This is a genomic window from Ruegeria arenilitoris (assembly GCF_013030265.1).
GTDB classification, from domain to species: domain Bacteria; phylum Pseudomonadota; class Alphaproteobacteria; order Rhodobacterales; family Rhodobacteraceae; genus Ruegeria; species Ruegeria arenilitoris_E.
Map to the genome: position 1 here is coordinate 22,406 of NZ_WPZQ01000009.1, position 17,330 is coordinate 39,735.

A 17,330-nucleotide genomic window follows, 5' to 3' on the forward strand; every position below is an offset into this window, starting at 1 on the left:
GTGGAGCAAATAGCGGGGAAGTACAGAAATCGGATATTGAATGTGAGGCTTATCGCTCAAATATCCCGATCATCTTCGCTTCACGTCGCAACGAGAGAGAGCGACCGCCAGCTGGCGTGTATAGTTCAACTCCTCCCACTCCGTCTTTCATCCTTCCAGCCGTTTGCTCTGATCTTCCAGCAGGTTTCCCGATGCCATTTTCGCAAATGCTTGGCGCCATCCATCCGCCAGTTCTGGCATCAAAGCCAGGGTTTCCGCTTCGCCTTGTGAGGTCTGTCTGGATAATCGTGCCACAGTAACTCGCTTTACGGTCCAATCAGGTTGAGGGCGCTCCAAAACTGTCACCTCGTCGCCAGCACCTGCCGCACCGTGATCCAAAACCCGGTAGTACCAACCCGTGCGGCCGGTCTTTTGAAACCGATAGGCCATGCGCTTGTTATTGGTATATTCGGACACTTTCCAACAAGGTTGGCGGCCCTGGCTGATCTGAACGGTGGCGCTTCCCAGCTTCAATATATCGCCTATGCAGAGGGTATCTTCCGTCAGGCCACGGGTCGCAATATTCTCGCCGAACGCCGCTGGAATTGTGCCGTCGGGAATCTCTCCTTCCGCAATCCAGAGCGGATAATGATCTGTTGCATAGTGATGAATAGCTTTATCGTGGCCGCCGTGGTGCTTTAAATCTGCTTGCGCATCGCCCGTGAAACCTAATTCATCAATCTTCTGCCGCCCATAGACGGTAGATTTGCCTATGGCGGAAGGCGGCCGGCCCTGCCAACGTTCTCGAACCTTGCCTAAAAACACTCCATCAATCACGACCGTTTGGAATTTCGCAATCATACGCGCACCTGTTTAAGCAAAAATTCGGATTTTCATCCTTTCTGTTGTTAGCTGGTGTCGCAAAGCGTGCAAAGCTACCATTGAGAACAAAGCTTCAACGACGGCGACATCCCGCACAGTCGACCGTAACCTAGCGGATCTGAAAGTCCGGAATCTGCGGTTCGCGACTTGCTGCAATCGCGAAAGACTGAAGCATGATCAAAGGCGGCTTTGGGCTCTTTCGACCAGTCAGGGCACATCGCAGACAACAGCGGCGTCGAACCCAAATCGACCTTAAATTCCGACGTTTTCTGCTGATGAAACGTCCCAAAATATCCATCTCAAAAACCGCCTGCGTCCTATATTTTCGGAGGTTTGGAGGAAAATCGAATGGCGACGCGTGGGTATTGTCTGTGTAAAAAAACAAGCTGGATCTACCGGGGTGATCAAACATGGGCATGCTATTGCCACTGCGATGACTGCCGCCGGAATTGTGCCGCGCCGGTGGTTGCGTGGTTCGGTGTGCCAATAGAGGCCTTTGAATGGACCGGCGATAAACCTCGTACTTATGAAAGTTCCAAAGGCGTTTTCAGGCACTTTTGCGGAACGTGCGGATCACCCATTGGATTTGAAGCCGATCACTATCCGGGCGGTATGCACCTCTACGCTGCGTCGCTCGAAAACCCGAAGGTTTTCAAACCGACTTTTCACGTCAACAAGCAAAGCAAGCTACCTTGGCTGCAAATGACTGATGATCTCGACGCGTTTGAAAGCACATTGCTACACACCCCAAACGACCCAGACGGATATCAGTAGATGGGGAAGCGACCTGATTTTCCCAATGGCAGCTTTGTTGCGCGCACTCGCCTTTCGTCGTCAGTACGACCAATGTCCAGTTTGCCCGGTCTACAACGCGCCGCACATGCAAAGAATAGAAGCCTATTCGACGGCAGGTAGACTAGGATTGTAGGTAAACCTATCGTGTAACTTAGCACAAAAAAAGCGGACCTTGATCCCTTTGCCGCGAATGACTGGTTCCCACCCCTCGTCTCAAAGCCTGATAATTTTTTCAGCGCAGCGCCATCTCGTTCGTCTGTCCTTGTTAGATTTGCAAACGGCCCCGGAAGAAACCCGAGGCCGTTTACTCATATCAACAGCCAAAATGACCTATTGAAACGTTTAGGTCATGTCGCATGAAACGCCACAACTACATTGTGGCGCTCCATCTGACATTACCTATCCGCACTTGAAAAACCCTTTTATTTCAGAGCACTCATATCACAGCGGCACGGTAAACTGACCAAAAATTTCGTAATGAACTACCTTCTCTTTATGGAGCGACCGATTGCCTCGTCGCACCCCTTAAAATGCAAGTCCCCACTCCGTTGCTCTTGAGACCGAACCGACAATCTGAATAGAAGCGCCTTATCAATAATCCGGCGAGCCGCCGTTCGACGAAACATTCCTAAAAGCCAGCTGCGCGGGACTCTCCGGACCTTGAGGATTTCGCACGCTGCTGACGCAGGAATGCCGTGCATGCGCAGCATCGTGTACGCGGCGCCGCAGCAGATTCCCTTAACCGGCCGTTCAGCCGCTCAACTTTCGTCGGAAGCCAAACTGACCATTCGCCGCATGGCGAGCCAACAGGCAAGGCGCGGACATTGCTGCCATAAAGCATTTGTCGGTTTTGGGGCGACCACCGCTGCGGAATCTGTCTTATGTTATGCCTCCATCAAGAAGACAGCGATGTTTAGGAACAGTTCAAGCCCGGATAGCCCGGATAATCGACACTGCAAGAAAGTCCTTAGATATCTCCTGGAAGTCTAAATCCGGAACTCTATGACGAACCAAACCTTCAAACATTGCAAGCGCCCAAATGCACGACACAAAATTGGTTCCAGAGTTGAGACCGAACTTCTTTTGCAAAGCAAAGACGTCGAGAACAACTCTTGCAACTGAAAATTCTCCCGCCAACTTTTTGCTATGCCGCTTGACAAACCCCCTAATTTCCTCATGGAAATGAACTCTATCGAGGCCTTCGGTTGAAACGACGCTGGATCGCAGAATACTGTCTGCGATGCGATCAGTTTCACCAAAGGCTAGACCAAGGAAAAAATCCGTGAAAAGCTCGCGCTCCTTTGGAGTCAGTTCGGACATTAGGCCAGCATCCAATAGATAGGTCTTACAGCTGGGCGTTATGAGAATGTTTCCGGGATGAAAATCACAGTGAACCAAGCCCGTTTCAAAGATCATGGCATAGATTGATCTAAGGAGCCTATCCGCCGCATCTCGATAACAGGAAAGCCCAATGTCATTGTGATTGATGGGTCGAGCAAACTGCACAAATTCCATAACTAGGACAGATTTCGAGACAAGGTCACTCCAAACCCTAGGGATTTCGATGTTTCGGGTCACTCGATGATCATTTGCAAGTGCAGCCAACCTCTTATGTTCAATTCTCAGGTCCACCTGATCTAAGATCGATCGGAACACGAAACTCGTACATTCAGCAACAGGCACTGTCTTAAAGTAAGGGTGAAAGGAAACTAGCTTCATGAAAAACGAAGCAACTGTTAGATCACATCGTATGTTTTCTTCCGCGTGTCTTTTTATCACTTTGACCGCAAGCATTCTCCCATCAGATCCCTTGGCTGAAAAGACCGTCGCAACGCTTCCCGCCCCGACCGGAACATGAGAAATCTCTTGAAAGACGGACTCGTACTTAGTCACGCCAAGGGAGTCGATAATTGTTTGCTCTGCCTTGCGGAATGACTCTGGACGAACTTGGTCGCAAAGCCGCTTGAATGGAGATAGGAATTCCTGTGGGAAGATATCTTCCCTGTACGATATCGATTGTCCGATCTTGATGAATGTTGGACCAAGAAAGTCACAGGTACGAGATATTACGAGCCCACTAAGCTCGTGATAACGCGTTTTGCCTGCGAACAACTTTGCAAGTACTTGAATAATCGCCACCGCAAACACGGCAGCCAACAAGAAGGAGAGAACCCATGCCGCACGAATGGCTACCCTAAGGCAGCCATACGATTTTCTTATGGCTTGCTTCATGCTACGCAATGGGGCGTTCTCTAACTCAGCTTCAGTAGTTTCTTTTGGGATTGTAGTCCTCGAAAATTCCGCCATTGCTTCGAAGTTCCAAAGCATCAGGCGCAAGTGGGACATTTCTCCAATACCTCGAGAAATTCATCCCTTCTTCAAACTCTTCTTTCGTAATTTCCATCATCCCAGTACATGAGCCTGCTGAAAACTCGAGGTACCGGTCTGCTACTAGGCCCGCCTGCGGTTTTTCAAAGGCAACCTTCACATCTCGCGGTGGGATCTCCTCGGCTCCAACTGCGATCGCTATCCCTGCCTGATCTTCCACGAACTTTTGATCATTGACGAAAATATCGTAGTTGATGGCATAAGTGATTCTGGCTGGAAAGTCTGCTGAATCGAAAGGTTCGCCGGGCAATGGCGCTCTGTCTGCGGTCCCAAGACTGCGAGAGGGACTAGCAAATTGTATCTCTCCACGTATCTTCCCGGCGTCGGACTCTTTCAACAGCTCGGTTGCACGTTCTTGCAGAGTTCCTTTTTCGGTAAACGCAGGATTTATTGGAACCCGTATGTCTAAGCTCTGCTTTGAACGTGAAAAGCTGGAGATCACCGAGTTCCCTCTCAGTTGTGTGACCATCGAACCCAGACCCCGCCCTAACAGCCGAGAGCGCGTTCTACTCAGGCTACGGCCATGTGCCTCGATCTCATCTTGTGATTCGAATTCAGAGAACGCGACTAGGTATCTTGCTCGATCTTCGGGGTTCTTAAGATCAAACTCTCCTGAATCGCCTGGTATGTTGGGATGCTTCTTGTGAAACAGAATGAAGAGGGTTCCTTCTGAGCCGCCCGGAAGAAGGTTTGAAAGCCCCTCCTTCGACAAGGACTCAGCTGACACAATTTCCCAATAAATCTTATTGTGGGGATTGCTATACTTCTGCGCACGCTCGCCTGATGAGGGGTCGCTATGCCACACGCGCAGATGGTGGCTATTGAGGTCGCGTAGTTCAATATCCGAATCGTCACCAAAGAGTGCTCTGGCTTCCTGAGGTGAGTCTGGGTCAACTTTCAATCTATTGTTCGGGCTAACCCTAAACGTCATTGCAGCTGGTACATAATCAGACAGGCCAGTTTCCTTGTCTGTCACAAGACGACCGCGAGGGTCTCCATAGAAGAGCTGGTTGAGCATCGGGCTTTTGCCATAGAGATCCCAGTCCCGAATAGTGAATTGAAACTCTCGCGTGCCCAGATTGTTCACATAGGGCGGGTAAACCTCTAGGCGCATGAAGGCGCGAAGCTTGATCTCATCAGACATCCATTCTTCGTTAGGCGAGCGGCGAGCTCGCAATGGAATTGTTATGGTTGATCCCTCAAACTCAACGTAACTTTCATAGTCATTTAGCGCCCTAAACGTACGATAGGGTCCTGAAATAATTGGTTTAGTCATTGTCTCCTCCTACTTTGGCAAGACTTCCTCTGAATTCTCGAAAAGTGCTTTCGTCTGAAGCATTCGCTCAAACTTCGGTTTCTGACGGATCTCATGCGAATTCGTTCAAAGCTTGTTGGAGCTCGCTTGGCGGACTACAGGGCATGAGTCTTCTTGGCGCAACAAGGCGCATGCAGCCGACCTCTTGAAATCCTTGTGCAAATCTCTCTCCAGAACGAGGGTCGTCGCCGGAGCGTACATAGGCAAAATCCAAACCGATGCGGTGCTGATTGAGATGTGCAAGGCTCATTTGCAGCGCGATGTCGTCAAATGCCACGAGCTCGTCGAAGTAGTTGCAGTTCACACTCAGCGTAACAAGCCGCAAATCGTCTGAAAGTTCATCAAGAGTGCCAGGTGCATGGGCCTTGAGAAACATCTCGCGGCACTTACCTTGCCAACTAAGGTGACGAGTAAAATAGACATTACCCATTACGTTTGTTTCCTCGAAACTTATGCAGTGATGCCAAATGAACTGACGCTTCTTTGTGGGTGCCTTCTGTTCCGGAAAAGAGCGATCAAGCATAATTTGCCTCCTTGTTGATCTTGGGGCTCATACTCTTGCTAGCGAGCCTCGCGATCCCGATCCGCCCGTCAATCCAGGCACAGTCTCCTAGCCAAGCGACAACGTTGGCGCTCGCATTGGTCATGACTTCATCCCGCGTTCTTCCGAGCTTCACAGCCAATTCCAGCCGCAACCAATCGTCCAAAGTGACCCCGCTTGCTAGCGCTTGGGAAAAAGGTTCGAGATCGCAGGCAATCCGTGATCCAGACCAGACAGCGAGCGTCGACCCGGAAATATGTGAGATGGAGATATGACCTCCCCCGGCACGCAGTTTCGGAGCACCGTTCGCGCCATGAATAATCTCTGTAGGTAAGTTCATCTTGTTGAGTGCTTTGTTGCGGCGAGCCGCGCGCGAAAGGCGTGGGTCATTGACCAAGGCCACACGCAGGTCCTCAAGCTGTAGCGCTTCTCGCGCGTCCCGCTCTACCGCTGCCATCGCGAGATCGTTGGACAGACCACTCGCGGATGAGGATCTCAATGGACCGACCCGTCGGAAACGTGCGTTGCGAATATGTGCGAGAAGGCGATCCGAAGCATCGTAAAGCATACTGTCGAAACAGTATTCGCCTCGACCAGACCAGTTCTCTATGGCCTTCAGCAGATGCGCCTTGCGCAAATCACCGTGGACATGAGCCTCCCCGATGGAGACTGGCAACACACACCACTGCGGCACGGCCAGTTGCAGCAGGTGTAGTGCCGCGTCCGCCATTTCGATGTGCCAAAAGGCGGTCTCATCTGGCTCCAGCGGCCCGAAGCTCGAGGATGCCTGAGGTGACAGTTCGACCTCCAACATCCGGCTTCCAATCAGTCTTGCGCGCTTGCCTATCGTATAGCGACCCTCGTGGAAGAAAAGATCTCCACCATATAGATGATCCAATTTGAATCTGTCCGAACTTGAGGGAATTGATGCAAGGCTTGGTCTTTGTGCATCAGTCGCAGGTTCGCCCGTGCAGAAGAAGCGCGCCGTTGCGAAAGGTTCCTGAAAACCATCATCGCTGCCGAAAATTGCCGTCTCGCAAACTCGACCTGCTTGACGAAGGGCTGCGATCCTCACAGAGCTACCATGATCGAGAAGTTGTAACGGCCGATGGAAAACAACATCGGATACCTGGGTTGGACGATCTCCGGTTAACGCTTGAGCGGCTTGGCCCATTGCCTCTATTCCGGCAGTACCGGGCATCACCATGGTCCCATCTATCCTATGCCCATCCAGATAAAGGTCCCGGCCCGGAAACAAACTCGTTTCATAGACCACTTCCACGCCTGGAAAATCGATCAAGGAACGCTCCAGAAAACGACTTGGCTGGGACTTGGTTTGACCCGTGCAAAGCGACGTGTCGAAGCCAAACCGGCTGGTGATGCAGATCGTTCCTGTCGTCCCCCGCGCAAGATGTTGTTCAAAGCTGTTCAATGCGTCGTCGTAATTGAGGGCATCGACACCTTGGTTTGAAAGCTGATCGATCACACCCAAGCGTTCGCCCATACCACCGCCACTCCAGACGGTCCATTCGATGCTTAGGACAGCGCAATCATGGTTAGCCTGCGCAAATGCCTCAGCCGTGGTTGTCTGCATTGCGTTGGCGAGTGCATAGTGAGCCTCACCCTGTAAACCGATGCGACCGATGATCGAGCCAAAAGTGATGACCCGCGAAAGGTCCGCGCCAAAGACAGACAAGGTATTTTCCAGACCCACCCATTTCGGCGCTATTGTCAGTTCTAAAGTTTCGTCGGTGAGCGTTTCAAAGCGCGCTGGCTGGTTCACCGCAGGTGCAAAAAGCAGATCGGTGGGCGCTTTTCCTCTTTTTGAGAGTAGGCGAGAAATCTTCTCGACCGCGCTCAGATCGGTAATGTCGGCTCGCAAATAACATGTGGCGATTCCGCGCTCCTCACAAAGCGAAAGCGCCTTTTTGACATCTGCATCGGTTCTTGAACTACGGCCGACAAATACGATTTCGGTTGTCGACTTAGCCATAGCCATCGCGCAGTCAAGACCAATACCTTTGGCACAACCGACCGCCAGCAGCGTCGTTCCATCAGGGCGCTTCATCGATGGCAGATCTTTGGCCGGGCCGAAGTGCGGTTCACTTAAGCCTCCCCCAGGCTCAAGACGATAGTGTCGAAAGCCATGCTTTTCTTGCCTGCATAGCTGATCAATACAATCTTGCCTGTCAATCTGACCGTTTGCGTCGATCAGTGTGATCCCGTCAAAGAGCTCTTCTTTCCAGACCGAACGGATAAAGCCTCCAAGATTCGACCTATCTTCGATAACGACAAGATCTCGTTTACCTTTTGCAACGCGGGCTTGAATGGCGCTCAAGAGATCTTTGGCCGCGTCTGGTGTGAAAGGCCGGGGCACACGCAAGATTTCCTTGGCAGGGAAATCTCCAAGGTTGACGGATAGGCTCGGGGCGCTGAGGCGCCATGTCATTGCGTAGTCAGAGATCCACTTACGCACACCTCCGATCCGAGTTCGCGACGGATCAATGCCATTCTTAGAGACCTGTGACAGATAGTTGATCAGTTCATCTGCACAACTGTCTGAAAAATCAACCGGGCTACCAGCAACGGGAAGTGCAAGCTGCCGCATGGCAGCACCAACCGCACGCGCCACCGAAAGCGAGTTCATATTCATCTGGCTCTGAAATCGTGCGGTGAGATCAATCTTGTTAGGGGCGTAGCCGGTTTCCTCGGCAAAGGCGCACCGCACGGCGGCTTCGATATCTGCCTGTTCACCTGCCGGGGTGCCCGGTTGTTGGAGCCTCTGCCCAATGACTGCCTTATCATCCTCTCTTGGCTTTTTTGGGGGTGAATACTTTGAGGCAACATGGCTTTCGCGGGCTCTAAGACCGCAGGGATTGGTTAAATGCGATTGCTGCTCAATTGCATCGAAAGGGCGAATATCGCGCCCGGCGAAAAGCCGGCTCATGTTGATATCCGAACCTGCGACATGGACTGCCGCGCAAACCCGATGCAGGCTTGCAAAACTGTCGCTGCCATAGTCCAGAGCCACACAGGGAATGTTGCTGAGCGCCGCAAGCCGTGTCATGCCTTCCCCAGGACCAACTTCGATCAACAGGTCAATATTCCGCGCCATTTCAGAAAGCGCGGAATGAAACCGAACCGGGGCCGTCAGCTGCTCGCGCAAGAGAGTATGTGCGTCAAGCGTCTTTGATTCGTCTCGAGCTGAAACGGAGGAATAAAAGCGCAGCTTGTCGGGCGTCCGGAATACTACGCCTGCAAGTACTGCACCGAAACGAGCCTGAGCGAAGGCCATGTCGGGCGTATGAAAGGCGTGGGAAACCTTGAGCCGTTGCGTTCTAGTACCTATGGTAGTCGCGCGAGCGGAGACCGCGTCAAGAGCATCGGGTGAGCCACCAACAACCGTTTCTTGAACTCCATTTTCGCATGCAATTTTGGCGCTGGTCCCATCAATCAGAGCTGCGGTTGTGGCAGTGTCTGCTGCGACAGTCATCATCGCGCCACCCGGGACGGCTTCGTTCTGCATCACCTTTCCCCGCCGAAAGCTCAGACGCATTGCCTCCTCCTTGCTCAGCGCGCCACATGCCGACAGCGCTGCTAACTCCCCAAGTGAATGACCAAGTGCTGCTTTGGCTCGAATACCCATTGCTTCGAGCACCGCGAGACCAGACAGATTGGAAAGAGTAATGAGGGGCTGTGCGACATCGGTACGCAGGTCAGGCGCAAGCTTACAAACATCAGATTTTTTTTGCAGAGACGCTGCCTCCGGAAAGGCGCGTGACCATGAGCCTTTCGCAGCCAAAACGGGCGCTGCCTGACCAGGAAACAAGAGGCCAATTCTGGCGGGTGTTGTCGCCGTTCCCAAGTTGGCCACCAGCCAGTTGGGACGAAGCGCCTCCGGCGCTCCATCTTCGATCCATCGCCGTGCCAGCGCCGCCTTAGCAGCAAGCTCAGTGCCCGTTGACCCGGCAAACCCTAGCCGGAAAGATCCGGCGCTCGCTGGTTGGGAGTAATGACAACATGCGTCACCGAGCCGTGCCATCGTGATTGTCGCAACGCTTGCTTCGATATCTTTCAGAGATGCCACGAGCGCTTCGCGAGAAGGGTACGAAAGCAACAAAAGCTCTGCTTCAGCGTCAATAGCTGGAGCAATAGGTGCAGTATTTGAGCGGCGTGTCTTGCGATCTTCAACTGGGGCAACCAGCACATGGGTATTGATACCTCCAAAGCCAAAACTCGATACGCCGATGATGTTCGCATCGCGAGATGAAAGCAGTAGTGGATCGAGCGCGGGCGAGACTTTCTCTTCGGCCTCTTCAAAGGCAGCTGACGGTGAAACGCAACCTACATGAGCGGGCACCACGCCACGCTGCAAGCTCATGATCGCTTTCGTTAGGCCAGCAAACCCGGCGGCCGCCTTGGTATGCCCAATGTTGGACTTAACCGACCCAATCTGCAAAGCGGTCTTTCGATCAGACGCAATGCGAGAAAGGGCCTGGATTTCAGTTGGGTCCCCAACCGCAGTTCCAGTGCCATGCGCCTCAACATAGCAGAGGTCCAGAGGACGTATGTTGCTGGCAGCCAGAGCGCGTGAGCAGGCCAAATATTGGCCGTCCGCATATGGACGGGTCAGTCCGCCCGCACCGTCCGTTGACATTCCCCAGCCCAGAACACGAGCGATCTCTGGCAGCCTGTCGCCACGATCGGCACTCAACACCATCATGGCCCCGCCTTCGCCCGGCCAAAAACCGGCGGCGCGACGATCAAACACGCGCATGCGCTGCTCTGCGAGCGCGCCGTTTCGCGAAAAACCGACCAACTCAAAGGGGTCAAGGGAGAGATCAACGCCCCCAACGATGACATGTTTTGACCGCCCGCTCTTAAGAAGCGAAACCGCATGGGCTAGCGCGACAAGCGAAGAAGCGCAAGCGCCATCCACAGAGTACGCACCGCCCCGTAAGTCGAAGTAGTTCGCAATACGTCCCGCAATCGTATTGGCCAATCCCCCGGCTAACATGTCTTCGTTTGGATCGGGAAACGCCTCCCTTACAAGATCTGCAAATCGTTGGCGGGCCTCAATTGCTTCGCTCTCTCCGAAAACGCCATCGAGGGCCCGGGCCAACATCTCGTCTAAGAAAGGCAGACGTAGCCGGGTCAATGCGGCGCGCGAGAACTCACCGGTCAAGGTATTGGCGACAACGACCGCAGTTTGATCTCGATCGAGCATATCTATCCCACCGATCTCGCATAAAGCCCGCTGTGCCAGATCAAGTGCGAGCCAATGCGTCAGGTCAGTGTTCTCGAAGGTTGCTTTGGGGACGTGAAAGCGCTCGGTTTCGAACTTCCAGTCCCGGATCAGGGCAACTTGAACATCAGTAATGCTGTCTGCCGCACCCACTCGGTCCGGATGGTAGGCCCCAAGATCGAGACGATCGGCGGGCATGGCACTAAACTCGCGGCGGCGCCCCATCAGGTTATCATGAAATTGCTGAGGGGAATGCGCACCAGGAAATTCGCAAGCCAATGCGTTAACGAACACACCCGTATTCTGCATCGGCTTCATCGCGCCGCTCCATCATTCTGTACACGCGTGTGCATTATTCACCCGGCTCAACGAATTGTCCGGCCAAAAGGCGTCGCCGGGCCGCTAGGAGAGGATTGCCCATTGCAACCCACATCCCCCTAAGCGCGGTCACAAGCGTGAGCGAATAAAACATCCCAAATACGATGTGTAGCTCCATGAAAAGGCCATAGAGCAGAGCAACACTTGCGCCAAAAACCCATTGACTCCGAGGATTTGAAGGCGTCGTCGCAGGGTCGGTGATCATGTAAAATGTAAACAAAATAAAGGCGAAGCCAGTCATCGGCACCAAGCCTGCGACAATGCTCGTATCGTTCCAGTAGGCCCGGACAACCGCTTGAAGTGTAAATGCCCCGACCCATACCAACAATAGAGGCATTCGACCCGTCAGCTTAAGGTTCAACAGGCTTCCGGTCCCGATGATCAGTAGCGGCAGCAGGATATCGACAATCCCAGATGTAGCCTCGGTAAACTGGTATGGTGGCGCAATTCCCACCGTTGGGAAAAGCAGAAGAGCGACCGTAATGCCAAAATTTGAAGGGTTGAGAAAATGTCGTTTTCTAGAGTCTATCGCGACTTGAAACAAACGCTTTGAAGCGATCGCAAGTGCACCAGCAAAGGCGATCACCCACAGCTGTTCAAGCGGCATCAGCAGCATCCCTATTGCAAGGCCAGTCACATGGGCTGACAAGAGAAATTGTACAAACACCTTTGCGCTACCGATGAATTTGGGGCGCCTGCCTTCTTCTCGGGCTGAAATGATCTCCAGAAACAGTTCCGTACCATATGTGGCAAGCAACGCGACAAAGGGGGTTGCCCAGGATTGCTCAAAACCAAGGAACAGATGGCCGAGTACATTGAGTGTGGTAATCGCAATCGCAAAGCGGGATAAACCTGCGATGCGCCGATCCTGCCAAGACAACCCAGCATCTACCTTCGAAGGCTTTGGAAAATCTACACTATCGATTGATGTAACCGACATCAGTTGTCCTCCGATGTACTTGAATGCCGTAAGGTCCTGGCTATCCGCGGCGAGAGTATGATCTCAAGGCGCCCTGGCTCGATTGCGACCCGGCGCTTGTGTTGACCATCAGCGTTGGTCCACTCCAATTCGGCGAATATCTCAGCTCCTTGAGGCCAACCTCCAAGGCCAAAGTGCAACTCCGGTGCATTCTTGCCAGAGTGTCCGTCACCAGCAATTATTGCGTCTCGCAAGACCAGCGGATGATCCGAACTGCTAAGCGTAGCCGAAACCCCAATCGCGGGTCGTGTGGACCCGTTTTCATTCTCAAAGCGAAGATCGAGCACAACGCCCTGGGCAGCATATTGCCCTGTATTTTTCAACAGAATCGAAGGCATCCATTGGCGAGCGATCAAAGCATCCTGGTCGCCATCGCCATCGACATCTGCTAAGGCAATCCCACGGGATACGGTCGAGGTCGCAAAGCCCAGTTCGTGTCCGATATCGCTAAATTCTCCGTCCTCGTTGGCCACGAAGAACGCATCCGCTTTGTCACCAGAGAGGTCATCACCCTTTGCAAAACGCGGCCAGACAAACGCAAACCGGAGCAGCTCATCATTTCCCATGGCGACTTCGTGCAACTCGGGCCACCGATCTATCTCGCCCCTCAAAAACCCTGTCGCCTGCAAGAGCTCGGGCTGACCGTCATTGTTGAAATCCGCAATGCGCGCGTCCCATGACCACGCGCTACGCGCCACTCCTAAAGTGCCACTTGCTTCGACAAAAGGTGCCCTGCCTTGGAGGAATTCGCCGCTGTCTCCAGTGCCAAGGAACAGCAGGTGGCTCTCCATCAGGGCATAGTCCTCGGCAATGTTGCTGATGAAGAGATCAAGATTGCCATCGCCATCGAGGTCGCCGAAATCGACACCCATGCCCTTGAAACTGTCCCGACCCAGGACACGGGACCGTGGTGTTGTGAAACCGCGATGGCCGGTGACCGCGACAAACCTGAGTTGGTTGTCTTGAGAACGGTTGTGCAACAGATAGTCCGGACCAAAGTCATTGGAAAAGTAGAGCTCGGGCAAACCGTCCCCATCAAGGTCTGTGGCACCTAGACCAAGCGTCCAGCCATCTTTCATCGCCTCGTCCAAAGCAGAACTGGCATCGGTAAACTGAATTCCATCAATGCCTTGTGAAGCAACAAACAAGCGGTTCCGGCCAGCGTTTTGGGCGCGGCTCATGGAATGCTGCATTGTGACCGAGCCCGTCTGGCCAAGGATATGTTGGCCGTCAGGGAAATAATTCCCAAAAACCAGATCAAGCCGCCCGTCTCCATTGAGGTCTGCTACACTGGCCGCATTGGTATTCCAAATCTCCTCGGTTGGGACCAAATCGCGAGCCGAGAATCTCTCAGAAGAAAGATGAAGCGAAGGGGTACGGCCCCAATAGTAGACAACAATGTCCTGGCGCCCGTCTTCATCCGCATCAAACGGCAAACATCCCATTGGGGCCGTATGCTCGCCGGGATCTTCGAACCCAGGCAATTCAAACGCCGCAAACCTTTGGCCCGTTGTGGGGACCGGCCCCACGGTCACCGTGTCGAACCGCGGATCTACCAAGCAGTAATCATTGTTAAGTCCATCCTGGTCATAGTCGAAGGCTGCAACGGCAGCACCCACAGAAGAAATCCATCCTTCTATATGTTGTAGGTCAGGATGCACAGGCCGGGACAACGCGGGCGTCGTGCCTATGGCCGGTAGTTCATGTCTCTCAAAGCCAAATCCGGCTATGTTCGGAAATTTGCTGGAGCGCTCAAACGTTGCGGCCCCGTAAAGCACGCTTGGGATAATAAATGCCGCGACTTTCACCAAAGACATCGATCAGACCTCGAACTGGGACGTATTGATTAGGTTTAAAAAGCGGAGTCGCGTCCGGTTGCGCCAAACCTCGTAGGCTTCAAGGGAATCCTGGAAACTTGAAGGACCATCAGATGGTCGATCGTTTTCGATGGCGGGGACGATCTCTCGATACGGTGCTCCCAAAAGCTGAGAAGACAAAACTTGTAGTTCGGGCCGCACTGCGCCAGCTGCATCAAGAGCTGTTATGGCAAAGGATACACCTTGCATAAATGCCGCTTGGTGAGCAGGGAAACTGTCGCAAACATTCTTGAAATCTTGCATCCGCGACGGGCCAGCATACGACATTGCCAGCCCTAAGCCGGACAGAAGATTTGCCTGCCTGCTAGGATGTGCGCGTTCTACACTTGAAAGAGTCGTTTCGAGATCAGCAAGCGAAACAAACCAAAGAGCCCTCCCCACGCCTTGATCATATGCTCCGCCCGCGAGTCCTTGGCATTTCACAGTTAGCCCGTGAAGCGCCCTTTCTGGCTTGAAAAATGTATTGTGGAAACCACGGCCATCCAACGTCAGAGTATAGAGTTCGGGCGGCAGGGTTTGGAACAACCTGCGACTGATCCACGGCATTCGGGCCAGTGCCCAACCTGAGCCAACCTGAATTAGGTATTGATATTTACTGTGATACCGCGTGTGCAGTGCGCTGAGCAGGCCCGCCTGCAGTACCATACCGTCGCGAACCGCCGCGCCCATCGCCGCCCCTTCTACCAGAAACCCACGAAGGGAAACGGAGATCTGATCATGGATATCATCGAGCCGAGAGATCGGTGCGGCCCCGAACATCACGTTGTAACCACGCACGAATGTCGTCGCGATAGCTTGGAGATGATCTGCGTCATGAGACTGAAACTTTCCCACTTTCAGCCTGCCAAGATGTGCAGCGCGAGGGCCCAATTGCAGGAAGGGTTTAAGTGGCGACGCGCCCCAATCCGCAGATTTGGCCTGTTCGATGGCAATACTACTTGGGACCACGATGAGCCTCCTTGCCCAGCAAGCTTCGCAGGTGAGACGTCATTTTTTCGATGAGTTGCGACATCCCGATATAGAAACATTTGTGCGACCCATTCAGGGAAGAAATTGAACCCCTCAACGCCTTGTCATCATCCTCACCGTTCTCGAACCACGCATGAATAACGATCTCGGCGCGTTCAGGTCGCTTTTTTGTCGACATCGCTCTCTCCGGAAATACATGTATGTCCAGAGTACTGTTCGAGCACAGCTATTCCCGAGCATCAGCCGTACAGATTGCCTTCTCGAAGAAGAATTTTCACTGACATCTGCCCGGCATATCACCGACTTCTGCCTGGCATATCACCGACTTCTGCCTGGCACTTCGATTGAGATTGCCTCATTTGCGCTTCCTTTCAGAAATGCCGATGTTTTAGAAGTGCGCTAGAAAACATCCAAAAGAACCGGATCGAGCCGGGCTTTGAAAACCAATTCAAAAGATCTGAGCGGGAAGAGTTGATCTAGATCGGAACCAATACAGGATAACTTAGTCCAGTTCCCTTTCTACCAACTGATCAAGGTATGGCCGGCTTGGTTGTGTGCATAGATCATCAAACAACTCTCGTGTTCTCTTGTCAGGTTGGGCATCGCAAGCCGTTATGACAAAAGCCTCGAGATTTGCGTAGTGCTGGCGCATCCTGGCATTTTCGCCGCTTATCGCCATTAAGATCATTACTCGACGATGAACTGTCTCGCGCAAAGGATCATGCGAAAGCACATAACGACAGGTATCAAGGGCTGTTTGATAGTTTCTTTGGTCAATGAAATGATCTATCGCCATCAAGGCCGTGCGGACAAACATGCTTTGCAGGCGCTCTCGTTCAATTACCGCCCAATGTCCCTGTAGCCCCGGTAGGAATTTTCCACGATAGAGGCTGCCAAGACAACACTCCAGAGATCCAAGATCGAAAATGCCCTTCTGAACTTGACTATAGATCCGTTCCAAATTGGCGGTATCGACAAACTTGGAGTCTTCGTAGAACACTCCTAGACTCCACTTGTCGGACTTAATGTGGATGTCAGGGTTCTTCATCTGTCTCAAGGCGGCTCGAACGCGGGACGTCATGGAACTAATCGCCGCCTTTGCATCCACAAAGCTATTTGAGGACCAAAAACGTTCCGCTAGATCAGCTCTGTCAAACAACTGATTGGGATTCTGAAAAAGAAATCCGGCGCATTCGCGTCCGGCTTCGCCAATGCCTGCACATCTAGCCGCGGCGCCAGAACCCATAGAAAAAGAGCCTAAAAATCTGATCTGTGACATGCCATTATCCAAAAAAAGAATGCCAAATTTGCAGCTTAGAAAAGTTACCACCGAAAGCGTCGCAGAATGCGTGAGGTTTCAATCCCCGATTGATATCAGAGCATACAAAGCGATTCTAAGCAATTTTGATCACTTGATCTACCGATGGGCATGGTGTCCAAGTCGCCTACGACTCTGTCGGCGCGGATACCCTCGTTGGTTCGATTGAGACGCTCAATTTCTGCGGTCATCTGGTCCTTCTTGGCCAAGCTTTGGGTAAGTTCGCCTCTGGCCAATTGCACGCCCCAGGCCGACACCAATCCCATTGCCTGAGGCCGCCAAAGCCCACGACATCTTGGAAAGCATGACTGGCGGCGGTTCGCTCGTATCGGTCCCCAGAGCGAAAAAGCAGGCATTTGGACAGCTACGGTAAAAGTCAGGTTTGTTAAGACCTTGATCCTTACTCTACTGACTCTCGACGCGGAGTGTTTCAACGGCAGCTTTTCCAGTTGCATTGCGGCATAGTTTTCTTCGCTCAGGCAGCAATTATCGTGCTGCGAGCGCATGCAGCACAAAAACTGAATTAACAGGTTGAGCTCCTGCCCGTCATTCGCCGCATTTTTCCCAAACGGCGGCTTTTGATGGCCAGATTTCTTTCTGCGCTTGCTTCTAATGGAAGAGCGAAATCCACACTACCATGATGCCGCCAGCGCGCATTGTTGAC

At 52.7% G+C, this 17,330-nt stretch carries 11 protein-coding genes; 1 reads left to right on the forward strand and 10 read right to left on the reverse strand.

Features of this window, described 5'->3' with window-relative positions:
* Window positions 1–147: 147 nt before the first annotated feature.
* The gene (locus tag GOX61_RS16245; protein ID WP_170335387.1) at window positions 148–840 is read right to left on the reverse strand and encodes an MOSC domain-containing protein; all 693 of its coding nucleotides are present in this window, start codon (window positions 838–840) and stop codon (window positions 148–150) included.
* A 369-nt stretch (window positions 841–1,209) separates the two neighbouring features.
* Here GOX61_RS16245 and GOX61_RS16250 point away from each other — a divergent pair, with 369 nt between their 5' ends.
* Window positions 1,210–1,635 (forward strand): GFA family protein, encoded by a 426-nt coding sequence (locus GOX61_RS16250; RefSeq protein ID WP_174825261.1) that lies wholly within the window; start codon window positions 1,210–1,212, stop codon window positions 1,633–1,635.
* Between the two features lie 945 nt (window positions 1,636–2,580).
* Here GOX61_RS16250 and GOX61_RS16255 read toward each other — a convergent pair.
* From GOX61_RS16255 to GOX61_RS16295, 9 genes are all read right to left on the reverse strand, one after another.
* The gene (locus GOX61_RS16255; RefSeq protein WP_170335389.1) at window positions 2,581–4,002 is read right to left on the reverse strand and encodes an ABC1 kinase family protein; all 1,422 of its coding nucleotides are present in this window, start codon (window positions 4,000–4,002) and stop codon (window positions 2,581–2,583) included.
* Window positions 3,920–5,320 (reverse strand): hypothetical protein, encoded by a 1,401-nt coding sequence (locus GOX61_RS16260; protein WP_170335391.1) that lies wholly within the window; start codon window positions 5,318–5,320, stop codon window positions 3,920–3,922. Before GOX61_RS16260 ends, GOX61_RS16255 begins: the two co-directional genes overlap by 83 nt.
* 91 nt (window positions 5,321–5,411) lie before the next feature.
* The gene (locus GOX61_RS16265; RefSeq protein WP_170335393.1) at window positions 5,412–5,882 is read right to left on the reverse strand and encodes an acyl-CoA thioesterase; all 471 of its coding nucleotides are present in this window, start codon (window positions 5,880–5,882) and stop codon (window positions 5,412–5,414) included.
* Complete coding sequence (locus GOX61_RS16270; RefSeq protein WP_170335395.1) at window positions 5,875–11,463, reverse strand: type I polyketide synthase; 5,589 nt, start codon at window positions 11,461–11,463, stop codon at window positions 5,875–5,877. The genes GOX61_RS16265 and GOX61_RS16270 overlap by 8 nt, the downstream gene beginning before the upstream one ends.
* A gap of 34 nt (window positions 11,464–11,497) precedes the next feature.
* Window positions 11,498–12,463: an RnfABCDGE type electron transport complex subunit D gene (locus tag GOX61_RS16275; RefSeq protein WP_170335397.1), complete on the reverse strand. Its 966-nt coding sequence runs from the start codon at window positions 12,461–12,463 to the stop codon at window positions 11,498–11,500.
* Window positions 12,463–14,121, reverse strand: a complete 1,659-nt coding sequence (locus GOX61_RS16280; RefSeq protein ID WP_170335398.1) for a CRTAC1 family protein — start codon at window positions 14,119–14,121, stop codon at window positions 12,463–12,465. Before GOX61_RS16280 ends, GOX61_RS16275 begins: the two co-directional genes overlap by 1 nt.
* Before the next feature lie 201 nt (window positions 14,122–14,322).
* Window positions 14,323–15,327: a DUF1702 family protein gene (locus GOX61_RS16285; RefSeq protein ID WP_170335400.1), complete on the reverse strand. Its 1,005-nt coding sequence runs from the start codon at window positions 15,325–15,327 to the stop codon at window positions 14,323–14,325.
* Window positions 15,314–15,526, reverse strand: a complete 213-nt coding sequence (locus GOX61_RS16290) for a hypothetical protein (RefSeq protein ID WP_170335402.1) — start codon at window positions 15,524–15,526, stop codon at window positions 15,314–15,316. The genes GOX61_RS16285 and GOX61_RS16290 overlap by 14 nt, the downstream gene beginning before the upstream one ends.
* Window positions 15,527–15,850: 324 nt before the next feature.
* Window positions 15,851–16,627, reverse strand: a complete 777-nt coding sequence (locus GOX61_RS16295) for an AfsR/SARP family transcriptional regulator (RefSeq protein WP_170335404.1) — start codon at window positions 16,625–16,627, stop codon at window positions 15,851–15,853.
* Between the last annotated feature and the right edge of the window lie 703 nt (window positions 16,628–17,330).

Bases quoted from the DNA above. Each gene is read 5' to 3' on its own strand.
- GOX61_RS16245 (WP_170335387.1), bottom strand. From the start codon at position 840: ATGATTGCGAAATTCCAAACGGTCGTGATTGATGGAGTGTTTTTAGGC.
- GOX61_RS16250 (WP_174825261.1), top strand. From the start codon at position 1,210: ATGGCGACGCGTGGGTATTGTCTGTGTAAAAAAACAAGCTGGATCTAC.
- GOX61_RS16255 (WP_170335389.1), bottom strand. From the start codon at position 4,002: ATGTCCCACTTGCGCCTGATGCTTTGGAACTTCGAAGCAATGGCGGAA.
- GOX61_RS16260 (WP_170335391.1), bottom strand. From the start codon at position 5,320: ATGACTAAACCAATTATTTCAGGACCCTATCGTACGTTTAGGGCGCTA.
- GOX61_RS16265 (WP_170335393.1), bottom strand. From the start codon at position 5,882: ATGCTTGATCGCTCTTTTCCGGAACAGAAGGCACCCACAAAGAAGCGT.
- GOX61_RS16270 (WP_170335395.1), bottom strand. From the start codon at position 11,463: ATGAAGCCGATGCAGAATACGGGTGTGTTCGTTAACGCATTGGCTTGC.
- GOX61_RS16275 (WP_170335397.1), bottom strand. From the start codon at position 12,463: ATGTCGGTTACATCAATCGATAGTGTAGATTTTCCAAAGCCTTCGAAG.
- GOX61_RS16290 (WP_170335402.1), bottom strand. From the start codon at position 15,526: ATGTCGACAAAAAAGCGACCTGAACGCGCCGAGATCGTTATTCATGCG.
- GOX61_RS16295 (WP_170335404.1), bottom strand. From the start codon at position 16,627: ATGTCACAGATCAGATTTTTAGGCTCTTTTTCTATGGGTTCTGGCGCC.